The 23,548-nt window shown below is 64.6% G+C and carries 25 protein-coding genes; 7 read left to right on the top strand and 18 right to left on the bottom strand.

The features are described 5' to 3' along the window. Window positions 1–114: 114 nt before the first annotated feature. The 5 genes from F2P44_RS27735 to F2P44_RS27715 form a co-directional block, all read right to left on the bottom strand. Window positions 115–297: a CsbD family protein gene (locus tag F2P44_RS27735; RefSeq protein WP_167091796.1), complete on the bottom strand. Its 183-nt coding sequence runs from the start codon at window positions 295–297 to the stop codon at window positions 115–117. A gap of 107 nt (window positions 298–404) precedes the next feature. After that, a complete protein-coding gene (locus F2P44_RS27730) occupies window positions 405–1,028 on the bottom strand; it encodes a class I SAM-dependent methyltransferase (protein WP_167091793.1) in 624 nt (207 codons plus the stop codon). A gap of 13 nt (window positions 1,029–1,041) precedes the next feature. After that, on the bottom strand, window positions 1,042–3,090 hold the full coding sequence (locus F2P44_RS27725) for a M13 family metallopeptidase (protein WP_167091790.1): 2,049 nt from the start codon (window positions 3,088–3,090) through the stop codon (window positions 1,042–1,044). A gap of 20 nt (window positions 3,091–3,110) precedes the next feature. Beyond that, entirely contained in the window at window positions 3,111–5,738 is a 2,628-nt protein-coding gene (locus F2P44_RS27720) for a M1 family metallopeptidase (protein ID WP_167091787.1), read from the bottom strand. A 174-nt stretch (window positions 5,739–5,912) separates the two neighbouring features. Next, on the bottom strand, window positions 5,913–6,551 hold the full coding sequence (locus F2P44_RS27715) for a hydrolase (RefSeq protein ID WP_167091784.1): 639 nt from the start codon (window positions 6,549–6,551) through the stop codon (window positions 5,913–5,915). 168 nt (window positions 6,552–6,719) lie between these two features. On the opposite strand from F2P44_RS27715, the gene F2P44_RS27710 reads away from it, so the two are divergent. From F2P44_RS27710 to F2P44_RS27700, 3 genes are all read left to right on the top strand, one after another. Next, the gene (locus tag F2P44_RS27710; RefSeq protein WP_167091781.1) at window positions 6,720–7,625 is read left to right on the top strand and encodes a LysR family transcriptional regulator; all 906 of its coding nucleotides are present in this window, start codon (window positions 6,720–6,722) and stop codon (window positions 7,623–7,625) included. 82 nt (window positions 7,626–7,707) lie between these two features. Next, window positions 7,708–8,535, top strand: coding sequence for an HDOD domain-containing protein (locus F2P44_RS27705; protein ID WP_167091778.1), 828 nt, complete (start codon window positions 7,708–7,710; stop codon window positions 8,533–8,535). Between the two features lie 113 nt (window positions 8,536–8,648). Next, the gene (locus F2P44_RS27700) at window positions 8,649–8,927 is read left to right on the top strand and encodes a flagellar protein FliT (protein ID WP_167091776.1); all 279 of its coding nucleotides are present in this window, start codon (window positions 8,649–8,651) and stop codon (window positions 8,925–8,927) included. Window positions 8,928–9,006: 79 nt separating this feature from the next. Here the strand turns inward: F2P44_RS27700 and F2P44_RS27695 are convergent, their stop codons facing one another. Both F2P44_RS27695 and F2P44_RS27690 read right to left on the bottom strand, forming a co-directional pair. Beyond that, window positions 9,007–10,227 carry an aspartate aminotransferase type Ic gene (locus tag F2P44_RS27695; RefSeq protein WP_167091773.1) on the bottom strand — a complete coding sequence of 407 codons (1,221 nt, stop codon included), beginning with the start codon at window positions 10,225–10,227 and terminating at the stop codon, window positions 9,007–9,009. 359 nt (window positions 10,228–10,586) lie between these two features. Next, a complete protein-coding gene (locus F2P44_RS27690; protein WP_167091770.1) occupies window positions 10,587–11,633 on the bottom strand; it encodes a type IV pilus assembly protein FimV in 1,047 nt (348 codons plus the stop codon). A 118-nt stretch (window positions 11,634–11,751) separates the two neighbouring features. On the opposite strand from F2P44_RS27690, the gene fumC reads away from it, so the two are divergent. The 3 genes from fumC to F2P44_RS27675 all read left to right on the top strand — a co-directional run bounded on the left by fumC (window position 11,752) and on the right by F2P44_RS27675 (window position 13,906). After that, a complete protein-coding gene (fumC, locus tag F2P44_RS27685) occupies window positions 11,752–13,143 on the top strand; it encodes a class II fumarate hydratase (protein ID WP_167091767.1) in 1,392 nt (463 codons plus the stop codon). An 85-nt stretch (window positions 13,144–13,228) separates the two neighbouring features. Next, a complete protein-coding gene (locus tag F2P44_RS27680; RefSeq protein ID WP_167091764.1) occupies window positions 13,229–13,462 on the top strand; it encodes an RNA-binding S4 domain-containing protein in 234 nt (77 codons plus the stop codon). A gap of 159 nt (window positions 13,463–13,621) precedes the next feature. Then, a complete protein-coding gene (locus tag F2P44_RS27675; protein ID WP_167091761.1) occupies window positions 13,622–13,906 on the top strand; it encodes a DUF883 family protein in 285 nt (94 codons plus the stop codon). A gap of 65 nt (window positions 13,907–13,971) precedes the next feature. On the opposite strand, the gene F2P44_RS27670 is transcribed toward F2P44_RS27675, so the two are convergent. The 11 genes from F2P44_RS27670 to F2P44_RS27620 form a co-directional block, all read right to left on the bottom strand. Then, entirely contained in the window at window positions 13,972–14,916 is a 945-nt protein-coding gene (locus F2P44_RS27670) for an NTF2 fold immunity protein (protein ID WP_167091758.1), read from the bottom strand. A gap of 7 nt (window positions 14,917–14,923) precedes the next feature. Next, complete coding sequence (locus F2P44_RS27665; protein WP_167091755.1) at window positions 14,924–15,445, bottom strand: hypothetical protein; 522 nt, start codon at window positions 15,443–15,445, stop codon at window positions 14,924–14,926. Between the two features lie 112 nt (window positions 15,446–15,557). Then, complete coding sequence (gene bufB, locus F2P44_RS36680) at window positions 15,558–17,222, bottom strand: MNIO family bufferin maturase (protein ID WP_370662756.1); 1,665 nt, start codon at window positions 17,220–17,222, stop codon at window positions 15,558–15,560. Window positions 17,223–17,225: 3 nt separating this feature from the next. Further along, window positions 17,226–17,489, bottom strand: coding sequence for a BufA1 family periplasmic bufferin-type metallophore (locus tag F2P44_RS27655; protein WP_167091752.1), 264 nt, complete (start codon window positions 17,487–17,489; stop codon window positions 17,226–17,228). A gap of 224 nt (window positions 17,490–17,713) precedes the next feature. Beyond that, window positions 17,714–17,905: a YjfB family protein gene (locus tag F2P44_RS27650; RefSeq protein ID WP_167091749.1), complete on the bottom strand. Its 192-nt coding sequence runs from the start codon at window positions 17,903–17,905 to the stop codon at window positions 17,714–17,716. Between the two features lie 58 nt (window positions 17,906–17,963). Then, window positions 17,964–18,479, bottom strand: a complete 516-nt coding sequence (gene mobB / locus F2P44_RS27645) for a molybdopterin-guanine dinucleotide biosynthesis protein B (RefSeq protein WP_167091746.1) — start codon at window positions 18,477–18,479, stop codon at window positions 17,964–17,966. A 46-nt stretch (window positions 18,480–18,525) separates the two neighbouring features. Continuing rightward, window positions 18,526–19,266 carry a general secretion pathway protein GspB gene (locus F2P44_RS27640; RefSeq protein WP_167091743.1) on the bottom strand — a complete coding sequence of 247 codons (741 nt, stop codon included), beginning with the start codon at window positions 19,264–19,266 and terminating at the stop codon, window positions 18,526–18,528. Between the two features lies 1 nt (window position 19,267). Beyond that, window positions 19,268–20,902: an ExeA family protein gene (locus F2P44_RS27635; protein WP_167091740.1), complete on the bottom strand. Its 1,635-nt coding sequence runs from the start codon at window positions 20,900–20,902 to the stop codon at window positions 19,268–19,270. Window positions 20,903–20,920: 18 nt separating this feature from the next. Further along, window positions 20,921–21,472 carry a hypothetical protein gene (locus tag F2P44_RS27630; RefSeq protein WP_229423788.1) on the bottom strand — a complete coding sequence of 184 codons (552 nt, stop codon included), beginning with the start codon at window positions 21,470–21,472 and terminating at the stop codon, window positions 20,921–20,923. 155 nt (window positions 21,473–21,627) lie between these two features. Beyond that, window positions 21,628–21,813: a hypothetical protein gene (locus F2P44_RS27625; RefSeq protein WP_167091737.1), complete on the bottom strand. Its 186-nt coding sequence runs from the start codon at window positions 21,811–21,813 to the stop codon at window positions 21,628–21,630. 315 nt (window positions 21,814–22,128) lie between these two features. Next, on the bottom strand, window positions 22,129–23,046 hold the full coding sequence (locus F2P44_RS27620) for a LysR family transcriptional regulator (protein ID WP_167091734.1): 918 nt from the start codon (window positions 23,044–23,046) through the stop codon (window positions 22,129–22,131). A 159-nt stretch (window positions 23,047–23,205) separates the two neighbouring features. Here F2P44_RS27620 and F2P44_RS27615 point away from each other — a divergent pair, with 159 nt between their 5' ends. Continuing rightward, the gene (locus F2P44_RS27615; RefSeq protein WP_167091731.1) at window positions 23,206–23,454 is read left to right on the top strand and encodes a hypothetical protein; all 249 of its coding nucleotides are present in this window, start codon (window positions 23,206–23,208) and stop codon (window positions 23,452–23,454) included. Window positions 23,455–23,548: the final 94 nt, after the last annotated feature.

Here is a 23,548-nt window from a genome sequence, read left to right as displayed (position 1 = left end):
GTTTCCCACACCCCCACCCCCCCCGCCCCGCAACCCCCCCGGGGGGGCGCACGTCTTATAAAAAATTTTAAAACCCGGGGGCCCCACCCCGGTTGTAGGGGATTGAGCGCTGGATCAGCGGTTTCCTTGATCCTTGAGCACTTCTTTGGCATCACCGAATTTTTCCTGGGCTTTGCCTTCGACTTGCTTCGACAAGCCCTTGGCTTGCTGTTCGCTGCTGCCGACCACTTTGCCGACTTCTTCCTGGATCTTGCCGCCGATGTCTTTCGCTTTGCCTTTTACTTGGTCCTTGTTCATTTTCGCTACCTCATATGGTGAGTGAAACTGCAAGCGCACTGCCTTGTGCGACGGACCCAGAATAGGACATTCCGTTCAACCGTTCCGTTCGCTACCTAACCGAAGCGCTATCCCGTCGGCTTGCGCCAGACACTCGCCAGCCACGGCTGCTGTTCGCGCGGCAAGCCATCTGGACGATAGTAATGATGCAGCGGGGAAAAGTTGGCTGCGATCATGTATTCCGTCCAGGTCGCGAGGTCGTAGTAGCTGCCGTAGCGCGGGCCGTTCCAGCCTTCCTGGTTGTTGCCGCGCGGGTTGGAACTGAACAGCACGCCGCCCGGTTTCAGCGCCGCGTACAGCTTGCCCAGCACCTCGGGCAGCGCCCGGCTCGGCACGTGGAACAGCACCGCGTTGGCATACACGCCGTCGAACAGCCCTGCCGGCAGGTCGAGGTGCACGAAGTCCTGCTGCCACACCTCGCAGCCGCTGTAGGCGCGCGCCATGGCCGCGAATTCGCCCGACCCATCCAGGCCGATGGCGCGGTGGCCAAGGGCGCTGAAAGTCTTGAGGTCGCGACCCGGGCCGCAGCCCAGGTCGAGCAAGGTGTACGGCGCCTCCCCTTCGATGGCGTCCAGCAGCGCCGCGATGTTCTGGCTGACGTCGTGGTCCACCGTACCGCGAAAGAACTGCTCGGCGCTGCTGTCGTAGTGAGCCAGGGTGCGGCGCGTGATGGCGTCGATCTCCTCGCTCATGGCATGCGCCTTCCTACCATACCTTCACGCGCTCGGCCGGCGCCAGGTACAGGGCCTGGCCGGGCTTGACGTCGAAGGCCTTGTACCACGGCTCGAGATTGCGCACGATGGCGGTACGGTATTCGGCCGGCGCGTGGCCGTCGGTCAGCACGCGCTGGCGCGCAGCCGCTTCGCGCACCTTGGTCTGCCAGGCATGCGCGTAGCCGAGGAAGAACTGCTTGTCGGCGTCGGCCGGCGCGGCCTGTCCCAGTGAGGTTTTGTACGCATCGTACGCCGCCGCCACGCCAGCCAGGTCGGCCAGGTTTTCGCTCAGCGTCAGCTGGCCGTTGACCGCCAGGTCGGGGAACGGTTTGTAGGCGCTGAACTGCGCCACCAGCTTGTCGGCGGCGCCTTTGAAGTGGGCCATGTCTTCCTTGGTCCACCAGTCGCGCAGGCGTCCCTGGGCGTCGAACTGGGCGCCCTGGTCGTCGAAGCTGTGGCTGATTTCGTGGCCGATGATGGAGCCGATGGCGCCGTAGTTTTCACCGTCGGAGGCCTTGGGATCGAAGAACGGCGGCTGCAGGATCGCGGCCGGGAAGTTCATCGCGTTTTGCAGCGGCAGGTTGACCGCGTTGACCAGTTGCGGCGGCATCGCCCAGGCAGTACGGTCGACCTTTTGCTTGAGCAGCGCGAGCTGCTGCGCGTAGTGGAACTGTTCGGCGCGCACGGCGTTGCCGAGCGCATCGCCCGGCACGACCTTCAGGCCCGCGTACGAGCGCCAGCGGTCCGGATAGGCCACGCCGACGTACATGGTCTTGAGCTTTTCCTGCGCCTGGGCGCGCGTGGCCGGGGCCATCCAGTCCAGCTGGTCGATGCGCTTGCTGAAGGCGGCGATGATGTTGCCGACCATTTTCTGCACGCGCGCCTTGTTCTCGGCCGGGAAGTGGCGTTCCACGTACAGGTGGCCGACCGCTTCGTCGAGCGCGTCGTTGGTGGCGGCCAGCGCGCGCTTCCAGCGCAGCGACTGCTGCGGCGTGCCGCTCAGGGCCTTGCCGGAAAATTCGAAACGCTGGTCGGCGAAGGCCTTCGGCAGGGTCGGCGCGAAGTGGTTCACCTGGTGGAAGGCGAGGAAGTCTTTCCAGGTCGCGATGTCGGTGCTGTCGACCAGCGCGGCCGCGCCTGTCAATGCGCCCGGATGCCAGACGATGAAGTGCTGCGCACCGGACAGGCCGGCGCTCTTGAAGAACGCGGTCCAGTCCATGCCCGGGGCCTTGGCGGCAAAGTCCTTGAGGGTCCAGCTGTTGTTGGCCTTGAGGACGTCGGCCGAATCTTCGCGGCTGGCGTGCGACTGGGCGATCTTCATTTCGAGATCGAACACCCGGGCGGCGCGCGCGTCGGCATCGGCATAGCCGGCCAGCTTGAGCATGGCGCCGATGTGCTGCTTGTACTTGGTGCGCAGTTCGGCCATACGCGGGCTGTCGGTCAGGTAGTAGGCGCGGTCGGGCATGCCCAGGCCACCCTGCAGCAGATAGGGGGTATTGCGGGCCGGGTCGTTCAGGCCCTGCGCGACCCACAGGCCGAACAGGTTTTCGGTGAAGAAGTTGGTGGCGTTGAGCGGGTCGACGTCGGCGCGCAGCGAGGCACCCAGCGCGCGCACCAGCTGCGCCTTGTCCTTGATGGCGTCGATCCTGGCCAGCAGCGGCTTGAGCGGGGCCGTGCCCTTGGCTTCGATGGCCGCTTCGTCCATGAAGGTGTTGTAGAAATCGGCGACCTGGCGCGCCTCGCCTTTGGCCTTCTTGTTGGCCGAGATTTCTTCGATCAGCTTGACGATGCGCGCATTGCTGCTTTCGGCCATGGCGGCAAACGCGCCCCAGCTGCTGCGGTCCGCCGGGATCTCGGTCTTGGCGAGCCAGTCGCCGTTGGCGTAGGCGAAGAAGTCGTCGCCCGGCAGCACCGGGGCGGTCATGGCCTTGGCGGCAGGGGCGCCATCCTGGCCGGCGCCGTGGGCCGGGACAAAGGCCAGCGAGGCGCCGCACAGGGCGAGACTGAGGGCGGTCTTGATTGGGGTCCAGTTGGTTTTCATGTGGTTCCTTGATGCGGTGTTTATTTGAGCGCCGCGCGCACTTGCGGCAGCAAACGGGTTTTCTGGGCGGCGCGGGTGCGGATGGCATTGGCCACGCGTTGCGCTTCGACCTGGGCATCGGGGCCGAAGTTCTGCTTCACGTAGGCTTCCATCATGTCCGCGTGGACCGGATTGGAGGAGGACGATACCACGCTCGGGAAAAAGCGGTTCTGGCCAATCGATTCCTGGTCCTTGAGCAGCGCGGCGCGGTTGGCGGTGGCGAAGGCCCACGCCAGTTCGACGTGTTCGCTGCGCGCCACCTCCGGCACCAGGGTCGAGGTCAGCTGGGCCGGCAAGTCGGGCGAGAGCGCCATGGCCAGGGTGCGCCGGGCCAGCGCCGGGTCGCGCGCCAGCGCCATGGAGCGCGCGTAACGGTTGCGCTCTTCGTCGGTCTGGGCTTGCGCCACGCGGCTGGCCAGGGCGTCGTAGGTGGCGGTGTCGCCATAGCGGCCGGCCACGCGCATGACGAAGTCGATCATCGATGGCGGCACGCTGGCCGGGTCGGCCAGGAAGCGCGCGAAGCGGGCGCGCCCTTCGGCGATCACGGCCGGGTCGCCGATCTTGGCCAGCGCGCCGGCCAGCAGGGCGCGCAACTGGCGCTCTTCGGTCGATTCGCCCGCTTTGTCGTCCCAGCCGAGGCGCGCGAACTTGGGTCCGGCCAGCCCGGTGATGTAGCGCCGCACCAGCGCGCGTTCCGGTTCGCCTTCGGCCAGGGTGTCGAGCGTGGCCAGGTTGTCGAGCATGGCATTCCATACCGCCAGGCGCGGTTCGTCGGCGTAGGCCGAGACCAGTTTGAGGTAGCTATCGAGCTGCAAACGGTCGGCCTGCACCAGGCTCCAGGTGTCGCCCAGCAGTTTGAGGCGGGTGGTGTCGGGCAGCCTGGCGGCCTGCCCCGCCAGCGCGTCGAAGCCGGCCTTGTCGTACTGGACGCGGAAGTAGCCGACGCTGGCCGGGTCGATCACCAGCGCGCCGTCGCACGAGGCTTGCATGACCGTGCTGCTGGCGCCCGCGAGCAAGGCGTAACTGGCCTTGCCGCCCACGGTGCCCACTTGCACCGGCACGTTCCACAGGCGTTTCTCAAGGGCCGGTTCGTCGAGGCGGAACTGTTCCTGCGACAGCGTGACCTTGCGCTTGCCGTTTTCGCAGCTTTGCTCGACCTTGAGCAGCGGGAAGCCGGGCTGGGTGGTCCAGTCGGAGGCCAGTTTTTCGACCGGTTTGCCGGAGGCTTTTTCAAGCGCGGACCAGAGGTCGGCGGTGGTGGTGTTGCCATACTGGTGCTTGGCCATGTAGGCGCGGATGCCCTTGCGGAAGGGCTCTTCGCCCAGGTAAGCCTCCAGCATGCGCAGGAAGGCCTGGCCCTTGGCATAGGTGATCGAGTCGAAGGCGTCGGCGGCCTGCGCTTCGGTCAGTACCGGGGTCTGGATCGGGTGCGTGGTCTTGCGCGCGTCCAGGTTCATGACGCTTTCGCGCTCGGCCAGGGCGCCCAGCTGGACCCGCCACTCGGGATGGAAATGGTCGGTGGCCTTGGTCGCCATCCAGGAGGCGAAGCCTTCGTTGAGCCACAGGTTATCCCACCAGCCCATGGTCACCAGGTTGCCGAACCACTGGTGCGCCACTTCGTGGGCGTTGATGCCGAACGAGGTCTGGCGCACGTTGTCCGGGCTCTTTTTGGGGTCGACCAGCAGGGTCGATTCGTTATAGACGATGCCGCCCCAGTTTTCCATGGCGCCGTTAAAGCCGCCGGGGATGGCAATCTGGTCCAGCTTGGGCAGCGGGTAGGGCTGGCCGAAGTACTTGTTGTAGTAGCGCAGCAGGTCCTTGGTGGCGGCCAGCGCGTAGGCGGCCGATTCCTGCTTGCCTTCGGTGGTGACGATGCCGATGTCGACTCCGTCCTGCCTGGCGCTGACCCGTTCCAGTTCGCCCGCCACCAGCACCACCAGGTAGCTCGACATCTTGGGGGTGACGCCGAAGTGGAAGCGCTGCAAGCCGCCGTCGAGCTTTTCCTGGCGTTCGAGCGGGGTGTTGGAGTAGGCCTTGAAGCTGGCCGGCAGGTCGACGGTGAGCTTGAAGGCGGCGCGGAAGGCCGGTTCGTCCCAGGTCGGCAGCATGCGGCGCGTATCGGTCGGCTCCATGTTGGTGGCGATCATGGTGCGCGATGCGCTGCCGGCCTTGTACTTCATGTGGAACATGCCGCGCGCTTCGCGGTTGATCGTGCCGTGGAACTTGAGGGCCAGGTTGTAGCGGCCCGGTTCGAGCGGCTGCGCCAGCGCGAAGCTGAGCGTTTCCTGTTCCTTGTCGATCTTGGGTACCAGTTTCAGGGAGCCGATGTTCTTGCCGGACAGGCTGGCGGCGTCGATCTCGAGGTCGACGGCGTTGAGCATGATGAGGGAGGTGGCTTTCAGCACTTCGATTTCGACCGTTTCGGAACCGAGGAAAGTATTGGCGGCCAGGTCGGGGATCAGGTGGGCAGCGTATTGCACCGGCACGATATCCTTGGGCAGCTTGCCCGGCGTGGCGGCGAACGAATACGGGGCTTCGGCGTGGGCGGCAAAAGCGGTACAGGCCAGCGCAGTGGCGGCGGCCAGACGTCTGGCTTTCAATAATGTCATGTGTTTTCTCTCTTCATGGCGGCGCCAGGAACGGCGCGACTTCCCAGCCTGCACTCTAATCGAGCGCAGGGCGAAACGTACACCAAATGCGACCAACTGCACAATAGGCCGCCAGAGTGCCGAAAGCCGGACATTGCCTTGCCGCCCAGGGCCGCGCCATGTCCGGGTCGGGCGTCAAGCCTTGTCGTACGAGAATTGAATGCCTGCCGTGCCGCCGGTGTCGACAAACAAGTCGATGAAAGCGGGAACCGTGTCATGGCGCGCCCAGTCGCGTTGCAACTCGCAGAACATCTGCACCACGCTGATCATTTTGCCGCCCGCCTGTTCGATGCGGCGCAATGCCGCCTCGTGCGCCGCGCCCGAGGTGCCGCCGACGGCATCGACCACGACATAGACTTCATAGCCGTCGCGCAAAGCGTCCAGCGCCGGAAAGGTCAGGCATGCCTCGGTCCAGAGCGCCGTCATGATCAGTTTCTTGCGGCCGGTGGCTTTCACGGCGGCCTGGAATTGGACGTCTTCCCACGCATTGATCGTGGTGCGGTCATAGGTTGGAATACCTTCGAGCACCTTGCGCAACTGGGGAATCGGCGGCTTGTTCAAGCCGGTCTTGACGTTGACCGTCGAGTGCACGATCGGCAGGCCGTAGGCAATGGCCGCCTTCGATACGCCGACAATATTGTTGATCAGGAGCTGGCGGTCCATCGAGGCGATCGAATTGACCTGCACCGGCTGGTAGTCGATCACGATCAAGGCCGAATTTTGCGGGGTCAGCAGATGGTCCTTGCTGGCGTCCCGGATGGTTTCACTGGTCATGGTAAGTCCTTTGAATGGCACATAAAAATGGAGGCGCCGTCGGGCTGCGGCACGTTGGTCGACGTACCTGGCCCGATGGCGGACCCGCATCGTAGTCTTTACGCGGTTGCGCCGCCAGACGCCGGAATCTATACTCAGCGTCCTACCAATGGAACACTGGACACCGGCGTGCAAGACCTGAACGATCTGTTTTACTTTGTGCAGGTGGTCGAACATGAAGGGTTCGCGCCGGCCAGCCGGGCGATCGGTGTTCCGAAATCCAAGCTGAGCAGGCGGATTTGCATCCTCGAAGAGCATCTCGGGGTGCGCCTGCTGCAGCGCTCGACCCGCCAGTTTTCAGTCACGGAAATCGGCAAGAGTTATTTTTTCCATTGCAAGGCGATGCTGGTCGAAGCCCAGGCCGCCCAGGAAGCCGTGGACCGGACCCGGGCCGAGCCGAGCGGCGTGGTGCGCATCGCTTGCCCGATCGCGCTGCTGCATGTGCGGGTCGGGCCGATGCTGGCCCAGTTCATGGTCGAGCATCCCATGGTCACCCTGCACCTGGAAGCGAGCAACCGGCGGGTCGACGTGGTGGCCGAGGGCACCGACATCGCGATCCGGGTGCGCGTGCCGCCGCTCCAGGACAGCGACCTGGTGATGAAGGTGCTGAGCACGCGCCGCTGGTGTGTCGCGGCCAGCCCGGATTTCCTGGCACGCCATCCGGCCTTGCACGCGCCTGCGGAGTTGAGCGGCGTGCCGACCCTGGACTGGGGCGGTCCCGTGGCGCAGCACACCTGGCACCTGGACGGCCCCGATGGCGCGGTGGCGAGCATCCGGCACACGCCGCGCCTGGTCACCGACGACATGCTCGCGCTGCGCGCCGCGGCGGTGGCGGGAGTGGGAGTGGTGCAACTGCCCCTGATGATGATCACGGAAGAACTCAGGCAGGGATCGCTGGTCATCCTGATGCCGGACTGGATTCCCAAAGGCGGGATCATTCACGCCGTGTATTCGTCGCGGCGCTGGCTGCGCCCCGCCGTGCGCACCCTGATCGACTTTCTGGCCACCCGTTTCGAACAGCTCGACGAAGCGTGAGCGGCGGCCAGGGGCGCGGTGGTGGCGTGCCCGCAGGAATCGCTATATAGTCCTCCCTGCCCCGCATCGACCAGGAGACACGATGACCCTTGAAGCCCTGCTGCAAAATCCGAACGCCCTGCCCTCCGCGCCCAAAGTGGTGGCGGAACTGATCAGCAGCTTCGACGACCCGGATGTGGCGGTCGAAGAGATCGCGCGCAAGCTCTCGCTCGACCCGGTGCTGAGCGCCAAGCTGTTGCGCCTGGCCAATTCGGCCTACTATCACGTCTCGCGCCGGATCGGCAACGTGGGCGACGCGGTGCGCATGCTCGGTTTCGTGACCGTGCGCACCCTGGTGATCAGTTCCGGCCTGGTGGGCAGCTTCAAGACCGTGCCGGGGCTGGACCTGAAGCGCTTCTGGCGCTACAGCCTGCACACGGCGGTGGCGGCCAAGTGGATCGCCAAGCAGATCGGCGCCAATACCGACCTGGCGTTCACGATCGGGATGATGCACGGGATCGGGCAACTGGTGATGCATGCGGGCGTGGCGCAGCAGGCGCGCGAGCTGGACCAGACGGTCGGACCGTACGAACATGGCCGCATCGCCGCCGAAAAAGCCCTGTTCGGCTACGATTTCACCGAAGTGGGAGCGGAACTGGCGGCACGCTGGAAATTTCCCGACCTGTTTCACCAGACCTTGCGCCACGTCGGCGATCCGACCCCGGAGTCGCCTTCGTACCGGATGGCGGCGGTGATTCACCTGGCCGTGCTACGCGCACGCTACGAAGAGCGCCAGCCGAACGATGCGGAACTGGCGGCCTGTTTCACGCCGGCGCTGGCGACCGGACTGGGCGTGCCGCCCGATGTCTTGTTCGCCAGCATTCCGCCGCTGGGCGAGCTGAGCGGCGGGCTGGAAGAGCTTATCAATTAAGCAAGTTAAAAAATATTTCGGATTTTTTGAAAAAAAGCCTAAAGTTCCGCGCAATCCCGACGTTATGGAAGGACACGCGGTAATCTTTATAAATTTTTTGGCTAGGTGAGCGCATGACCTCCAACGAAGTTCTCTCGATGTACGAAAATATTGCTGGCCTGACTGGCAAGATGGCGGTTGCGGCAAAAGCGGGCGACTGGAATGGCCTGGCGACTTTGGAAACGCAGTGCGCGCAGCAGGCGTCGGCGACCAAGACCGGCGTGCCGGCACTGGATGGCGCTCCGCGCATGCGCAAGATCGATCTGCTCAAGCAGATCATGGCCAATGACCGCGCCGTGCGCGAGATTACCGAGCCGTGGCAGTTGTCGGACCTGATGTGCGCAACGCACTGAGCCAGTTACATGATGTGAATGAAAGCGCCTGAGGGCGCTTTTTTGTTGGCCTGGCCCTCCCCCGTCGGGGTGGGGTTAATCAGCCGGCCACGGCTAATTTCAGCGCCAGCGCAATCCCCTCCGCCGCCTGGGTAATTTCCGGCAGCGACGGAAAACTCGGCGCGATCCGGATATGGCTATCCTCGGGATCGACCCCGTACGGATACGCGGCGCCCGCCGGCGTAAGCGTAATCCCGGCTTCCTTCGCCAGCGCGATGGTCCTCTTCGCGGCACCCGGCGGCGTCACCAGATCGATGAAATACCCGCCCTTCGGCACGGTCCACGACACCCCGGCCACCTCGCCCAGATGCGCGCTGAACTGCGCCAGCACCGCGTCGAACTTGGGCTTGAGCAGCGCCGCGTGGCGCGTCATCAGCGCTTCCACCGTCGCCGCATCCTTGAGCAGGCGCACGTGGCGCAGCTGGTTGATCTTGTCCGGGCCGATGCTGCGGATGCCCGCATGCTTCGTCCACCAGGCGATATTGGCCGGTGAGGATGCCAGCGCGGCAAGCCCCGACCCGGCCCAGCTCACCTTCGACGTCGATGCGAACACGATCGCCCGGTCCGGATGGCCGGCACTGGCGCATTCGGCGATGATCTCGGCAATGCGCACGTTCTCGTCCGTCAGATGGTGGAAGCGATAGGCGTCGTCCCACATCAGGCGAAAGTCGGGGGCGGCCGTTGGCATGGCGGCCAGGCGGCGCACCACCTCGTCCGAATACACGGTGCCCGACGGGTTGCTGTACTTGGGCACGCACCACATGCCCTTGATGCTGGCATCGTTCGCCACGAGCCGCTCGACGATGTCCATGTCCGGCCCGTCGTCGTTGAGCGGCACGTTGATCATCTTGATGCCGCGCGCTTCGCAAATCGAAAAATGACGGTCGTAGCCGGGCACCGGGCACAAAAACACCGCTTGCTGGCCGACCCAGGGCTGGCCGCCCGGCACGCCGTTCAAGAGGGCGTACACGATTACATCATGCATCAGCGACAGGCTGGCGCTGCTGTCGACCACCACCTGCGCGGCCGGCACACCGAGCAAGCCGCCGAACAGCGCGCGCGCTTCCGGCAGGCCGACGCCGAGGCCGTAGTTGCGGGCATCGGTGCCGTCGGCCGCAGTAAAGCCGGGCAGAGCGTCGAGCAAATCGTTGGAGAGGTCGAGTTGTTCCGGGGCCGGTTTGCCGCGTGACATGTCGAGCTTGAGTCCGCGTTGCAGGAACAGGTCGTATTGCGCTTGCGCTGAGTGTGTTGCCGTCGTCATGAGCTTGCTTTCGGTGATGGGATCACCGAAGAGTATAGCGTGAAGGCAAATCGATCGCTGGGGGAGGAAAGAATTCTGGAGAGCGAGCACCAGGTATCTCCTGGTGTCGCCTCTTGCCGGTTGCATCCGGCGTCCGCAAGCGCATCGTTGGCTGGCGGACCGCTTCCGGGGACAGGCGTTTCTTCAACGATTATCTGCTTGCCGCGCCACGCTATCGTTGGTGGCTGCGCCAGATCCTGGGCCCGTTTGTGCAGTCCCGCAGGACCACGGAAACAAGTATAACGCAGTTCTCCGACTTGTGTAGACGACTTCGTGTGTGGGCGGATCTTTTTTACAACATTTTGCTAAATACAATGAAATCAGCCGGCGCCGGGCTCGCCATGCGCGACCGCCGCGGGCGCTTTCGGCTTGCGTTTGAAGCGCGCGGCCAGCCTGGCCAGCATGCCCGTCGCCGGTGCGGCCGGCGCGGCGGCTTCGGCGGGAAGCGCGGCCTTGCGCTTGCGACGGCGCAGCAGGAACCAGACCGCCAGGCCGATCACGATCAGGGCGCCGGCCGCGCCCCCGATCAGCATCCAGGGCAGCTCCTCCCCTTTCTTGGCGGCTGCGGCATTCTTTTTGGCCAGGGCGGCGCGCGACAGGACCGGCACCGGCGTACTGGCCGCTTCGGTATGGCTGCTCGCCGCCGCGCCCTTGTTGTCGGTGGCCAGTAGCAGCAGCTTGACCTTTTCTTCCAGTTCAACAATCTTGGCGGTCAGTACGCCGTTCTTGTGATCGAGCGCGGCGCAGAGCTTGATTTGTTCATCGCTGAATGGCTGGGGACAGGAAGCCGGCGCCGATGGCAGCTGCAATACCCGTACCGGGCGCGGCGCCGCCGGAGCGATGACGGCGGGTTCCGCGTGCACGGTTCGCGCGGGTGCGGGTGCGGGTGCGGGTGCGGGTGCGGGTGCGGGTAGCGCCGCTGGCGCGGAAACTGGTGGCGGCGGGGCCGGCTGCGGATCCGGGCTCAGCCACAAGGTGGCGGCACGCACTTCACGCTTGCCGCCTTCGCCCAGCGTCAGGAACAGGTGTACGTAATCGCCTTCGACCGGCTTGACCGAGGTGATGTGCAGAAACTGGCGGCCCTCGCGCCGCATCACCGACAAGGTCAGGTTCGACAGCACCGGATGCATGCGCACATTGGCGCCGCGCCACACGTCCGGATCGGCCAGCCGTACCTGCACGCTGGCGCCGGGCTCGGCCAGCGAGGTCAGTTCGATGTCGGCCACCAGCGGCTGCCCGCTGTACGAGCGCACCTGGACCTCGCCCAGCTCGGCCGCGTGGACGCAGGCCAGCGCGCCGCCCAGGACCAGGGCCAGGAACAGGGTAATGCCGGACCGGACCAGCCGGAGGATTCCTGAATGGTGCATATATGGTAATGTTGCTCAGCTAATGATGGCGGACGCAGTGAAATCTGTAGCCCTGCCGTAATTAACGTACGCTCATATAAACTTCTTTAACCCCAGTCCCAAATAAACAGGTAGCTAAATGGAAACAAGAATCGAAAAGGACAGTTTTGGCCCGATCGCAGTACCGGCTGAGCGCTTGTGGGGTGCGCAGACGCAGCGCTCGCTGGAGCACTTCGCCATTTCGAGCGAGCGCATGGCGCCTGAGCTGGTGGCCGCGCTGGCCCAGGTCAAGCGCGCCGCCGCCGCCGTCAACCGCTCGCTCGGCCTGCTGCCTGCGGACAAGGCGGACGCCATCGTCAAGGCGGCCGACGAGGTGCTCGACGGGCGCCATCCGGACGAATTCCCGCTGGTGGTATGGCAGACCGGTTCCGGCACGCAAAGCAATATGAACATGAACGAGGTGCTGGCCAACCGCGCTTCCGAACTAAGCGGTGGCGCGCGCGGCGAAGGCCGCCTGCTGCACCCGAACGACCATGTGAACATGGGCCAGTCGTCGAACGATATCTTTCCGACCGCAATGCACGTGGCGGCGGCCCAGGCCGTGGTGCAGTCGCTGCTGCCGGCCCTGGCGCGCCTGCGCGGCACGCTCGAAATCAAGGCGCGCGACTTCGCCGACATCGTCAAGATCGGCCGCACCCACTTGCAGGATGCAACGCCCTTGACGCTCGGCCAGGAATTCTCGGGCTACGTGGCGCAGCTGGAATACTCCGAACATGCGATCAAGTCCACCCTGCCCGGCCTGCTGCAACTGGCCGCCGGCGGCACGGCGGTCGGCACGGGCTTGAATACCCATCCCGATTTCGCGGCCCGCATCGCGGCCGAAATCGGTTCGCGCACGGCCATCAGTTTCAAGACCGCGCCCAACAAGTTCGCCGCCCTGGCCGGGCACGACGCGCTGGTCGGCACCCACGGCGCCCTGAAAACCCTGGCCACGGCTTTGACAAAAATCGCCAACGACGTGCGCTGGATGGCATCCGGCCCGCGCTCGGGCCTGGGCGAAATCAGCATTCCCGAAAACGAGCCGGGCAGCTCGATCATGCCGGGCAAGGTCAATCCGACCCAGTGCGAGGCGCTGACCATGCTGTGCTGCCAGGTATTCGGCAATGATGTCGCCATTACCATGGGCGGCGCCTCGGGCAACTTCGAGCTGAACGTGTTCAAGCCGATGATCGCCCATAATTTCCTGCAAAGCGCGCGCCTGCTGGCCGATGGCATGCGTTCCTTCAACGAACACTGCGCCCACGGCATCGAGCCGAACCGCGATCGGATCGGCGAGCTGATGGAGCGCTCGCTGATGCTGGTGACGGCGCTGGCGCCGCACATCGGCTACGACCGCGCGGCCCAGATCGCCAAGAAGGCGCAGCACGAAGGCACGACCCTGAAACAGGCGGCGCTGGCGCTCGGTTTTGTCACAGAACAACAGTTCCAGGACTGGATCGTGCCGCTCGACATGACCCGGCCCGGACTGTGATGGCGGCGCGGCGCGTGGGACGTTGACGCGCCGCGCCGATCCCGCCACACTGCGGTTCTTACATACTTTTTTAGGACGAGCAGGAATGCAGAAAGTCACTTTTGACCTGGCAGGCGAGTTCGTCGAACTGAACCAGTTACTCAAATTGTCGGGCCTGTGCGACAGCGGCGGCGCCGGCAAGAACCTGGTCGCCACGGGCGTGGTATCGGTCGACGGCAAGAAGGAATTGCGCAAGACGGCCAAGATCCGCGATAGCCAGGTGGTCGGCATCGGCGACATCCGCATCAGCGTACGCAGCCATGGCACAGATGGCGCCTGATTGCGCTGGCGCAGAATAAACACCTTGTAATCGGGCAATATTAGAAATATGCTGAGCAGAGACAAGCTGCGGCGCGGAGCTGATTGCGGCGCGACAAACACGAAAACTCTTGCTTTGTTTATATTCTAAGACGTGATTAACCGATTCAAGGTGGCCGCCATGGATAACCCTGAAGAAAACCAGCAAACCCAAGACCGACTGATCGGCGACCTGCGTCTCGTGATCGAAAATGCGGAAGAATTGCTGAAGAACACGGATCAGTACACCAGCGTGTTATACCGCAGTGCCCGCGCCAAGCTGGCGCTGGCACTGAACGCGGCCACCGAAGAACTCGCCAGGTTCGAGGATGAGCAGCTCGGGCGCATGATCGAAGCAAGCCATGCCGCCAACGCCGACCACGCCGATCTGTCCGGCGAAGCGCGCATCATGCGCGCCTTCCAATAAGCACGCCAGCGGCGCCTGTTCCCTACGCCGCTGGTTCCGCCCGCCGCTGCGCCTGCTGCGCGCGGCTACAAATACGCCGTGGTCCACCCGTCGAACAACTGTTGCTTGTGATCGAGCCGCCAGGCGCTGCCCTTTTTCAATAACAGGAAGCGGCTTTGCTTACCGCAATGGTCCCTGGTGTACACGCACGCCTTGCGTGCCGACAGCCATTCCACGTCGAGCAAGGTGTGCCGCTGGTATTCGGGCGGGCTGCTGAAGCTGAGCGCGTGCGGACGGCCGAATGTGCGCTCCTTTGGCGTGCAGAAACGATCGAAGATGGCGGCGCAGGCCGGCTGGCGCCACTCCTCCGTGTCCGGCGTTTCCTTGAGATCGAGCGCGAGCTGGGTTTCCCAGGCGCTGATCGCCTCCCAGAAGCCTTGCAGCACGTCCAGCAGCGCCTGCGCTTCGCCGGCCGCCGGCACGAAACCGGGCGGGGTGCGGCTGGCGAGGCGGCGCTGTTCGCGCAGGAAAGCGTCGGCCAGGTCCGGCCCGAACGCCTTGCCGATGCCGGGCCGCACGGTTGGATGGATTGCCAGCGCAAGCATGCCATCGGGCGTGAGCGCACTGCCCTGCAGGTCCACGTGGGACAGGCGCGGGATGGCGGCAATGTGGCGCACGCAGGCGTCGTCGGCCTTGGTGCAGCGCAGCGACAGGTGGCGCAATTTGGCATGCCCGGCAAACGCCGCCAAGCCCGTGCCGGTGATGCCGGTATGGTCGAGGACCAGCCAGTTCAGGGCGGGAATGCGGGCGATCGCGGGCAGCACGGCGTCGGTCACGGCGCTGGCGGCTAGCCACAGGCGTTCCAGCTTGGGCAGCGCGCACAGGGCTTGCACGGCGTCGTCGCCGATCGCGCAGCCGGTGAAGGTCAGGCCGCGAATCGAGGGCTTGCTGAGCAGAAAGGCAATATCCTCGGCGCTGAAGGAGCGCTCCTTGAAGTCAAGAAAACGCGGGCGCGCGGGGACGTCCAGCATGCCCGGCTCAGGCGCAGGCAATATTCGAGGCGCGTTCCCGCTCCCACGCTTCTTGCCAGGTGATGGCGCCCGGCTGGTCGAACCAGCCGTGAAGATAGGCCGCAATCTCGGCCGCTTGCGGTACCGGCGAGCTTGCCAGGAACGCCAGGGTCTGGTCCAGCCCGGCACCGACAAAATACTCGGCGCCCATGGAACTTCCCACATCCATATTGATGTACTTGGCTTCCCATAAGGCCAGGGTATCGCGCGCATCGCCCACACGGTAGAGCAGGAAGGCGCACTGGTAGATGCCTTCGTAGTAATTCATGTCGTCCTGCACGATTTCTTCGGATATCCAGGTGCGGAACTTCACTTCTTCCGCCAGCATCTGGGTCAGCAAGACGTGGAACGGCGCCGCCGGTTCATCGACCAGGCGCTTGTAGATCGCGCGCCGCGCTTCCGGGGAGAGCAGCACGGTCCCCACCGCGGTAGTCACGGTATTGCCATTGCTCAGGTATTCGTCGATTGCTTGATCAGCGCTCATGGACATGGATAAAATCGATATAAAGGATGATTATAGCTTGAGTAAAACGCAACCCTTCTGGCGTACGCACGGGCGCGGAAAAATTCCACCCGTTCCGCACAGCGGGAAAGCGGCCGCTTTAGCCCGGCGGCGCCAGCAGGATGCCCAGCGCGACCCACTGCGCCAGATGCGCCCCGATGTCGAACTGCTCATCGAGGGCGAAGGCGGCGTCGAGCGCCTCACCCATTGTATAGCCGCCCGCCAGCGCGGCGAGCGCGCCAGCGTGCGCCGGGGTCAGCGCCACCAGTTCGGTCTTCCAGCGCGGGCGTGCCACCAGGGCTGCGCTGGGGTAATTCATGGCTGAAGGAAAATCGACGCCGCTGTCCGGCTGGTGCGCCTGCCACAGCGGCACCACCGCCCAGCTTGACGCGATCAGGCTGCAAGCCGGATGGAGCGTGTAACGCGCATCCTCGAAGGCTTCGGGGCTCAGGGTCGCCAGGGCGGCGGCGCCGATGGGGTCGGCGTCGGGCGCGTAATGGGCGCGGTGCACGGCCCATTCGAGGCGCGCCATGTCGGGCAGGTAAGGATAATCGGCGATGTGGGGAAAACCGTCCAGGAAGCGGGCGAATCCGGCGCCGAAGCGGTTCAGGTCGGCGTCGAGCGAGGGCTGGGCCATGCCGTACGCGCGCGTGAGTCCGCCGAAAAATTCCTCGCCGACCAGCTGGCGCAGCACCGGACAGGCCGCCGCCAGGGTTTTGTTCCAGGTCACGGTCAGGTTGCCGCGATACAGGCCGAAGCGGTGCTGATTGGCCTCGCCCTTGAACTGCGCCAGCGCGGCGCCCTCTTCGGCGCGCTCGAACAGGGCCGCCGCGAAGCGCTGCTGGGTGCCAGCCAGGGCGTCCGAGGCCAGCGGGCGGGCGTGCCGGCCGCGCCAGGGGTTGGCGGCGTGCGGCAGCGGATAAGCGCTGGCGATGTCCTGCGCGCGGCGCGCCTCGCCCAGCAGCACCTCGAGCGCGGGCACGTCGGTATCCCATTCGACCAGGGTCGGCAAGCGTCCGAAGCGCGCCAGCGCCGCCTGGTACAGCGCCCAGACCGGCTCGGCCACCACGTCGCCATGGTGGTCGATCACGGCCTGCGGTGTCACCAGGTGGCCGGCCAGGTGGATTTCGCCCACGCTGCCGGGCGCGATGGCAGCGATCGCCGCGAGCGCGTCTTCGCCGTGGTTGCACTGGTTGACGTAGAGATTATTCACATCGAGCAGCAGCGCGCAGCCTGTACGGCTGGCCAGCTCGGCCATGAACTCGGCCTCGCTCATCGCATCGTCGTTAAAACGCACGTAAGTGGAGACATTTTCCAGCAAAATACGCCGATGCAGGCGATCCTGCACTTGCTCGACACGCTGGCACAGCAGGTCGAGCGCGGCCTGGGTGAGCGGCATCGGCAGCAGGTCGTTGAGCTGGCGGTCGGCCACGGCGCCCCAGCACAGGTGCTCGGACACGAGCATGGGCTCGACCCGCTCGACCAGGGCACAGACGCGTTCAAGATGGGAAGCTGAAAAGCCGCGCGCCGAGCCCAGTCCCAGGCCCACGCCATGCAGGCTGATGGGATAATCGCGGCGCAGTTCGCGCAGCACATGCCAGTCCCAGCCCGCGCGGTCGAGAAAGTTTTCGGTATGCACCTCCAGCCAGCCGACCGCCGGACGCTGTTCGAGAAACTGACGGTAATGCGGGGCGCGCAAGCCGACGCCGGTGCCCGGCGCGGCGGGACCGGATGGAAGACCGGCCGGTAAGTCCCCGCCGGTCACGACTTACTTGCCGGAAAGCTTGCCGCCGGCTTTTTCGCAAGTGCCTTTGGCCACGTATTTCCACTCTTCCGGGGCTTTGTCGACACTGGCCTGGCCCGAGCAGGAATGCGAACCGTTGGCGCTGGCGCAATCGTTCTGGCCGGCCTTGGCGATGCCGTAGCACTTCTCTTTCTCAGCCTTGTCGACCGGATCGTGCGCGGCCGCGCCGTTCGATACCGCGTACACGCCGGCGAGAGCGGCGGCGATCAGGGCTTGACGTTTGTTCATCGTAAATCTCCTTGGAAATGATGAAGTGAACCAGGAATTGCCAGGTCGGAGGCGATTGTAAAGCCCAGCCGCCCGATTACCCGGCGCGCTTTTCAGTTCCTTACAACTTTCCCCGTGACGCCGGCAATTTTAACGTAAAAAAACCCGGCGCCTCCTTTGACGGGAGGTCACCGGGTGCTGCACGGCCGGTCCAGGCGCTGGCGCCCTCGCGGGCACGGGCGCACTCAGGCGGTCGTATTGATGGTATTGCCGAGATTCGATGGCAAACGCTGGGGCGTCGGCAGCGCGTCGATCAGCTGGGCGGCGACCTGGCCTTGCATCTGTTGCGCTTTTTTCAAGACGGCGTAGCCGACTTCCTGCTTGATGCCTGTCTCGGCCATGCTGCTTGACAGTGAGGCGATTCCTGAAACATCCATGAGAGTTCTCCCGTGTTAATGGCTATCACGAATGGTAACGGCCGCACTGGCCAGGACTTTAGGCTTGCGGCGAATTAATTCTATCCTTGAGCCAGGCCAGCACCGCCGCCGGTGCGTTCAGGTCGAGCCAAGTCACATTATCGGGCAGATCATCGGGCTGCGGCCCATCCGATGCCACGGCGACAATATGCGGATCGTTCGGATACAGCGCCGGATGGCCGAGCGAAGGCCGCTGCACTTCCAGCTTGGGAATGGCTTCCCATTTGTAGCCTTCGACCAGGGTCAGGTCGGCCTGGCCCAGCAGCGCCAGCTGTTCAGCCAGGGTCGGTTCGGGTTCGCCGCGCAGTTCGCGGATGACGGCCACGCGAAATGGCGAGGCGATCATCACCTGCGCCGCTCCGGCCGTGCGCAGGCGGGCGCTATCCTTGTGGGGCGGTTCGAGCATCACGTCGTGGTGGCTGTGCTTGACGACGTTGATGCGCAGGCCGTCGGCCGCCAGCTGGCGGACCAGCACTTCCAGCAAGGTCGTCTTGCCGCTGCCCGACCAGCCGATCACACCAAGTAGATTGTGCATGTGCGGCCTTTCCGCCGTAAAGTGAGTCCGCCATTATACAAAGGCATCAATACGGATGGCGGTAGCGCTCGCCCTTGTATTTCATGACAGCCGCCTTGGGCAACAACTTTTCAAGAACCAGGCCGGGCGCCACTTCCTCGCCTTCGCGCCGCAGTACCTTGTCGATGAGCAAGAGCCGGTCGGCCGGATTCTTCGAGTAAATGTAGCCGCCGACCGCGATCGCTGGAATCTCGTGCTGCAAGGCTTCGGGCAGCTCGCGCAGGGTGCGCAGTTTCTCGTCGGGCGCTGTCGGCGCAGTGTCGGCCTTGGCCAGCGCGGTTTTCGCGGCTGCGGGCATGGCTGGCTCGGGCTTCTTGACGCGCTCGGGCTTGGCGACAGGCTCCGCCACGGCGACCTTGACCGGTTCAGGCTTGCGCGGCGGCGCTTCCGCCACCGCCACGGGCACCGGTTCGGGAGCCGGCGCGGGAGCGGGAGCCGGCGCGGGCGCAGGAGCAGCAGGCGCGGGAGCGGGAGCCGGCGCGGGCGCAGGAGCAGCAGGCACGGGCACGGCATGCACCGGCGCAGCGGCCTGCACCACGGGCGCCGGCGTGGCCGGCTGGCGCCAGACAACCATGGCGGCGACGGCAGCGCCCAAGGCAAGCAGCGCCAGCCCGATCACCAGCGGCCTGGCGCCGCTGCCCTCGCGCTCAATTTCGCCGGCATGGAGCGGCACCGCGTGGATGGTCGGCGCGCTGCCAAGCTGGCGCTCGGCCTGGGCTTTTTTAAGTGCTTCGAGAATATACGACATCTTATGGTTTCCCCGTTGCGGCGGCGGCCAGCAGGCGCGGCTCGGCCACGCCGGTCAGCTGGTTCAGGCGCATGTAGGTGCGCGGACCGGCCACGCCGTCCGCCTTGAGGTTCTGCCGGGTCTGGAAGGTGCGCAGCAATTCCACCGTCTGGCCGCTCAGCGGCCGGTCGGCCGCGGGCGGCACCAGCCCGTTGATCTTGGCCAGGCGCGAAGCGATCCAGTCGACGTCGGCGCCCTGCTCGCCGGTGCTGACCTGGTCGCGGTAGTAGCGCGGCATCACCCACAGGGTCACGAAGCTGCCGTCCGAACGGGTGGCGAGCGCGCCGATGTCGATCTTCTGCTGCTTGCCATCGACATCCAGCCGCGCGTGGGTATCATCCATGCCGGTCAGCAGCGCGTAGCTCACCTGCGCGCCGTCGCGCAGGGTGAGGATGGCCGGACGGTCGAGCAGGCGCAATTCATACAGCCCGCCCTTGCCCTGGTGGCAGCGCAGGTTCAGCTTCAAGGCATCCTCGCAGGTGGCGCCGGCCGGCACGGCCACGCCCCACAGGGCTGCCAGCGCGCCCAGCGCCTGCGACTCGCTGGCGTGCGCCAGCGGCGCAACGGCAACCCGTGGCGCGGGCGCCGCCTGCACCGCGCGCGACTGCGGCGCGGCGGCCAGCACCGTGGCCGCCACCGCCGCCGGGGCGGCCGCCTGCGGCTCGACCGAGGCGGCCGGACGCATCTGCCACGCGGCGGCCGCGCTGAGCACGGCCCCGGCCAGCACCCCGGCCGCGATGACCGGCCAGCGCTTTTTCGGCGCGGGCGGCTTGGCGCCGCCGGAAAACACTTCGCTGCCGGCGCGGCGCAGGATTAGGCGCGTCACTTCGCGGCTGTTTTCGACGTAGGCCCCCAGCAGCGCGCGGTCGCACAGCAGGTTGATGCGGCGCGGCACGCCCTGGGACAAGTGGAATACCTGCGGCATCACCGAACGCGGGAATGGCCGCGAGGAACCGCCGCCCGCCACCGCCAGCCGGTGCGCGATGTAGCTGGCGGTTTCCGCTTCCGTGAGCGAACCCAGGTGATAGCGCGCAATCACGCGCTGGGCCAGCTGTTCGAGTTCGGGCCGGGCCAGTATCGCGCGCAGCTCCGGCTGGCCGATCAGGATGATCTGCAGCAGCTTGCGCTCGCTCGTTTCCAGGTTGGTCAGCAAGCGCAGCTGTTCGAGCACGTCGGCCGACAGGTTCTGGGCCTCGTCGATGATCAGCACATTGTTCTTGCCCTGCGCGTGGCTGGCCAGCAGGTAGCGGTTGATGGCGTCGACATAGCTCTTGACGCTGACCGCCCCGGCCGGCGCCGGCGGCAGGTCGATCCGGAATTCATCGCAGATCGACAGCAGCAGCTCTTCCACCGTCAGCTTGGGATTGAAGATGTAGGCCAGGCGGCAATCGGCCGGAATCTGCTCGATGAAGCAGCGGCACACGGTGGTCTTGCCGGCGCCGATTTCGCCGGTCAGCAGCACGAAGCCGCCGCCGCTGCCGACGCCATACAGCAGGTGCGCCAGCGCTTCGCGGTGGCGTTCGCTCATGTACAGGTAGCGCGGGTCGGGGGCGATCGAGAACGGTGATTGCTTCAGGCTGAAGAATTGCTTATACATGGATTCCCTGGAAGTGCATCACCGCTGGCGGCCGACGGGTAGCGGCTTGTATTTGGCGCAGTAAATCTTGGATTTGGTCTTGAAGTAGACGATCTTGCTGCCGGGATTGGACGCGCGCACGGGATAAGCCGAGTTGTCCATCGACAGATGACGCACGCCCACGGCGTTGCGGATCGACTCTTCGAGCTTGTCGGGCGTGGTGTCGGCCACGGCGGCCACGAACACCAGTTCGCTGGTATCGTCGCTGATCATGATGTCGGTCACCGGCGCGCCCCACAAGGTGCCGTCGGCCTTGAACCAGTAGGCGCCGCCCTCGTGCTTGTACGACGGGCCGAAGGCGCTCACCAGATAATCGTGGAAGTAGGCATTGTCGAGATGGCTGCGGCACAGGATGGCGCTGCCGATGACGGGGCCGAAGGTCGACGGCGCGGCCAAGGCGGGGGCGGAACAAGGCAGGAGCGCCAGAAAGGCCAGCGAGGCCAGCGAGGCCGGGGCGCAGCTTCGCGCCAGCAGTGCGCGCATGCGCCCTGCCAGCGGGAAAACCTGTTCCGAAGCCATCGCCAGGCGCATCCAAGCTCCCTTGGCCCGCGTGCTTACTGACGCGCGCGCTCTTCCTTCTTGACCTTCTTTTGTTCCTTTTTCTCTTTCACCGACTTGGCCGGCTCTTTTTTCGATTCTTTCTTACTGTCTTGCGCTTTACTCATTGTGAACTCCTGATAACGATTCTATAGCTTGGACAGCCAATTGCGGTTCGCAGCGATTTTTTGCTTGGCAGCGGCGGGCAGCAGCTCGAAACAGCCGGGATACTGCTTGAGCGCATGCTCACGAATTTCCTTCTGCAAACCATTGATAATAAACACATATACGATGGCACCGTCGTCGTTCTGTCGCGTGCCCATATAGCGGATCATTATTCCTCCTTTTTATTCCGTGAGCGGAGCGAATAAACCTCGGTTGTTCTCACATCGTCACATTATGACACTGCCCGGCGCGATTTCGCTACCCGGGGCAAAGTTAGCGCACGAAAAAAAGCCCGCACGGAGCGGGCTTTCGAGGTGGACAGCAAGTGCCCGTCAAACATCTTGTTTTTGTAAAATTTGCCAGAAAGCATATTACACATGCCACTCTGGAATCACTAAATTCCGACTAGAAATATAGCACACGATGTTGACCTGTCATGAACAAAATGTCAGCGAGTGTGGCAAGAAAGAAACGACTCAAGCGCCTTACATGTGCGCGAGCCAGGGATCGCTTTCCGGACGCGGAAACTGGGCCGTCATGAAATCGACAAAACTGCGCACCTTGTACGACAGCAGGCGCCGGCTCGGATAGACCAGCGACAGCGACATCTGGCCCAGGTGGTGGCCCTTGAGCAGTTGCACCAGGCGTCCGCTACTCAGGTCGTCTTCGAGGGTCAGCGAGGAACGCACCATGATTCCCATGCCGGCGATGGCCGCCTGGCGCAGCACCGAGACGTCGTTCGACACCATGCGCGCGGTGATCGGCACGTCGACCTGCTTGTTGTCCCACTTCACGGGCCAGCTGTGGCGCAGTTGCTCGAAGGCGAAATTGAGGCAATCGTGGGACGACACGTCGATCGGCGTGAGCGGCGCGCCGCGCCGGGCGATGTAGTCGGGCGAGGCGCACAGCACCACGCTCGAGGTGGCCAGGCGGCGCGCGATCAGGCTCGCATCGAATTTTTGCAAGCCCATGAAAATGCCGACGTCGAAACCTTCCTCGACGATATCGACCGAATGATCGGACAGGCTGACGTCGAGCACCACGTCGGGCACGGTGGCCGCGTACAGCGGCAGCAGCCTGGCCAGCTGGTACTGGCCGAAGCCGGGATGGCAGTAAATGCGCAGCGTGCCGCTGGCCTTGCGCGCCGACGAGGAAGCGATGGCATCGGCATCGTCGATATCGGCCAGGATCTGGCGCACGCGCTCCAGGTATTGCTTGCCGGTTTCGGTGAGCGAGAGCTTGCGCGTGGTGCGGTTGAGCAAGCGCGTACCGAGATGGGCTTCGAGGTCGGCGATATTGCGCGTGACGACCGTGTTCGACATATCCATCGCCTGCGCCGCGCGGGCAAAGCTGCCCTGCTCGACGACCTTGGCGAACACGCGCATCGATTGAAGCCTGTCCATATCGGATTATCCCTGTTAGCGCAACGTTGCATTGCGATTATTCGCCTTTTTTGCGGATAGCGCAACGTATAGACTGCTTCACATGGACGAGCAAACGCACACAGGCAACTCGTCAACGCCGCAAGCGAGCGACGTTCACCTCATTACTGGAGAAACACCATGAAATCATTGTCCTTCGTTGCCGCAGTTGCCTTGTTTGTTGCTGGTTCCGCTGTTGCGGCTGACACACCCGTGGCGAATGCCAGCGTGAGTGCCGCCGCGAGCAGCATCAGCGCCACCCGCCTGAATGTGCCGGAACTGAGCGCCCCATCAAGCCGCACCCGCGCTGAAGTACGCGCCGAGGCGCTTGAGGCCGCCAAGAATGCGAAGCCGACGTTGGCCAATCAGTTGGACATGTCCAAAAACTAAGCTTGATTATTGCGAATTCCGCAATTGTGCATTGCGTCATTCGGCCTTTTTCGAATCAATCAGACGTCATACACTGACCTTAATCAAAGAGCAC

Origin of the sequence: Massilia frigida (assembly GCF_011682175.1) — a bacterium.
GTDB lineage: Bacteria > Pseudomonadota > Gammaproteobacteria > Burkholderiales > Burkholderiaceae_D > Telluria_A > Telluria_A frigida.
The sequence above is the reverse complement of the archived record's forward strand: the minus strand, read 5'-3'. Positions and strand labels throughout refer to the sequence as shown.

Coding starts and splice junctions, on each gene's coding strand:
- F2P44_RS27695 (WP_167091773.1), bottom strand. CDS start 10,227: ATGACGACGGCAACACACTCAGCGCAAGCGCAATACGACCTGTTCCTG.
- F2P44_RS27620 (WP_167091734.1), bottom strand. CDS start 23,046: ATGGACAGGCTTCAATCGATGCGCGTGTTCGCCAAGGTCGTCGAGCAG.
- F2P44_RS27635 (WP_167091740.1), bottom strand. CDS start 20,902: ATGTATAAGCAATTCTTCAGCCTGAAGCAATCACCGTTCTCGATCGCC.
- F2P44_RS27655 (WP_167091752.1), bottom strand. CDS start 17,489: ATGAACAAACGTCAAGCCCTGATCGCCGCCGCTCTCGCCGGCGTGTAC.
- F2P44_RS27730 (WP_167091793.1), bottom strand. CDS start 1,028: ATGAGCGAGGAGATCGACGCCATCACGCGCCGCACCCTGGCTCACTAC.
- F2P44_RS27625 (WP_167091737.1), bottom strand. CDS start 21,813: ATGATCCGCTATATGGGCACGCGACAGAACGACGACGGTGCCATCGTA.
- F2P44_RS27670 (WP_167091758.1), bottom strand. CDS start 14,916: ATGCTGGACGTCCCCGCGCGCCCGCGTTTTCTTGACTTCAAGGAGCGC.
- F2P44_RS27715 (WP_167091784.1), bottom strand. CDS start 6,551: ATGACCAGTGAAACCATCCGGGACGCCAGCAAGGACCATCTGCTGACC.
- F2P44_RS27735 (WP_167091796.1), bottom strand. CDS start 297: ATGAACAAGGACCAAGTAAAAGGCAAAGCGAAAGACATCGGCGGCAAG.
- F2P44_RS27615 (WP_167091731.1), top strand. CDS start 23,206: ATGAAATCATTGTCCTTCGTTGCCGCAGTTGCCTTGTTTGTTGCTGGT.
- F2P44_RS27630 (WP_229423788.1), bottom strand. CDS start 21,472: ATGCGCCTGGCGATGGCTTCGGAACAGGTTTTCCCGCTGGCAGGGCGC.
- F2P44_RS27650 (WP_167091749.1), bottom strand. CDS start 17,905: ATGGATGTTTCAGGAATCGCCTCACTGTCAAGCAGCATGGCCGAGACA.
- F2P44_RS27705 (WP_167091778.1), top strand. CDS start 7,708: ATGACCCTTGAAGCCCTGCTGCAAAATCCGAACGCCCTGCCCTCCGCG.
- F2P44_RS27690 (WP_167091770.1), bottom strand. CDS start 11,633: ATGCACCATTCAGGAATCCTCCGGCTGGTCCGGTCCGGCATTACCCTG.
- F2P44_RS27640 (WP_167091743.1), bottom strand. CDS start 19,266: ATGTCGTATATTCTCGAAGCACTTAAAAAAGCCCAGGCCGAGCGCCAG.
- mobB (WP_167091746.1), bottom strand. CDS start 18,479: ATGCACAATCTACTTGGTGTGATCGGCTGGTCGGGCAGCGGCAAGACG.
- F2P44_RS27665 (WP_167091755.1), bottom strand. CDS start 15,445: ATGTCCATGAGCGCTGATCAAGCAATCGACGAATACCTGAGCAATGGC.
- fumC (WP_167091767.1), top strand. CDS start 11,752: ATGGAAACAAGAATCGAAAAGGACAGTTTTGGCCCGATCGCAGTACCG.
- F2P44_RS27675 (WP_167091761.1), top strand. CDS start 13,622: ATGGATAACCCTGAAGAAAACCAGCAAACCCAAGACCGACTGATCGGC.
- F2P44_RS27700 (WP_167091776.1), top strand. CDS start 8,649: ATGACCTCCAACGAAGTTCTCTCGATGTACGAAAATATTGCTGGCCTG.
- F2P44_RS27725 (WP_167091790.1), bottom strand. CDS start 3,090: ATGAAAACCAACTGGACCCCAATCAAGACCGCCCTCAGTCTCGCCCTG.
- F2P44_RS27680 (WP_167091764.1), top strand. CDS start 13,229: ATGCAGAAAGTCACTTTTGACCTGGCAGGCGAGTTCGTCGAACTGAAC.
- F2P44_RS27720 (WP_167091787.1), bottom strand. CDS start 5,738: ATGACATTATTGAAAGCCAGACGTCTGGCCGCCGCCACTGCGCTGGCC.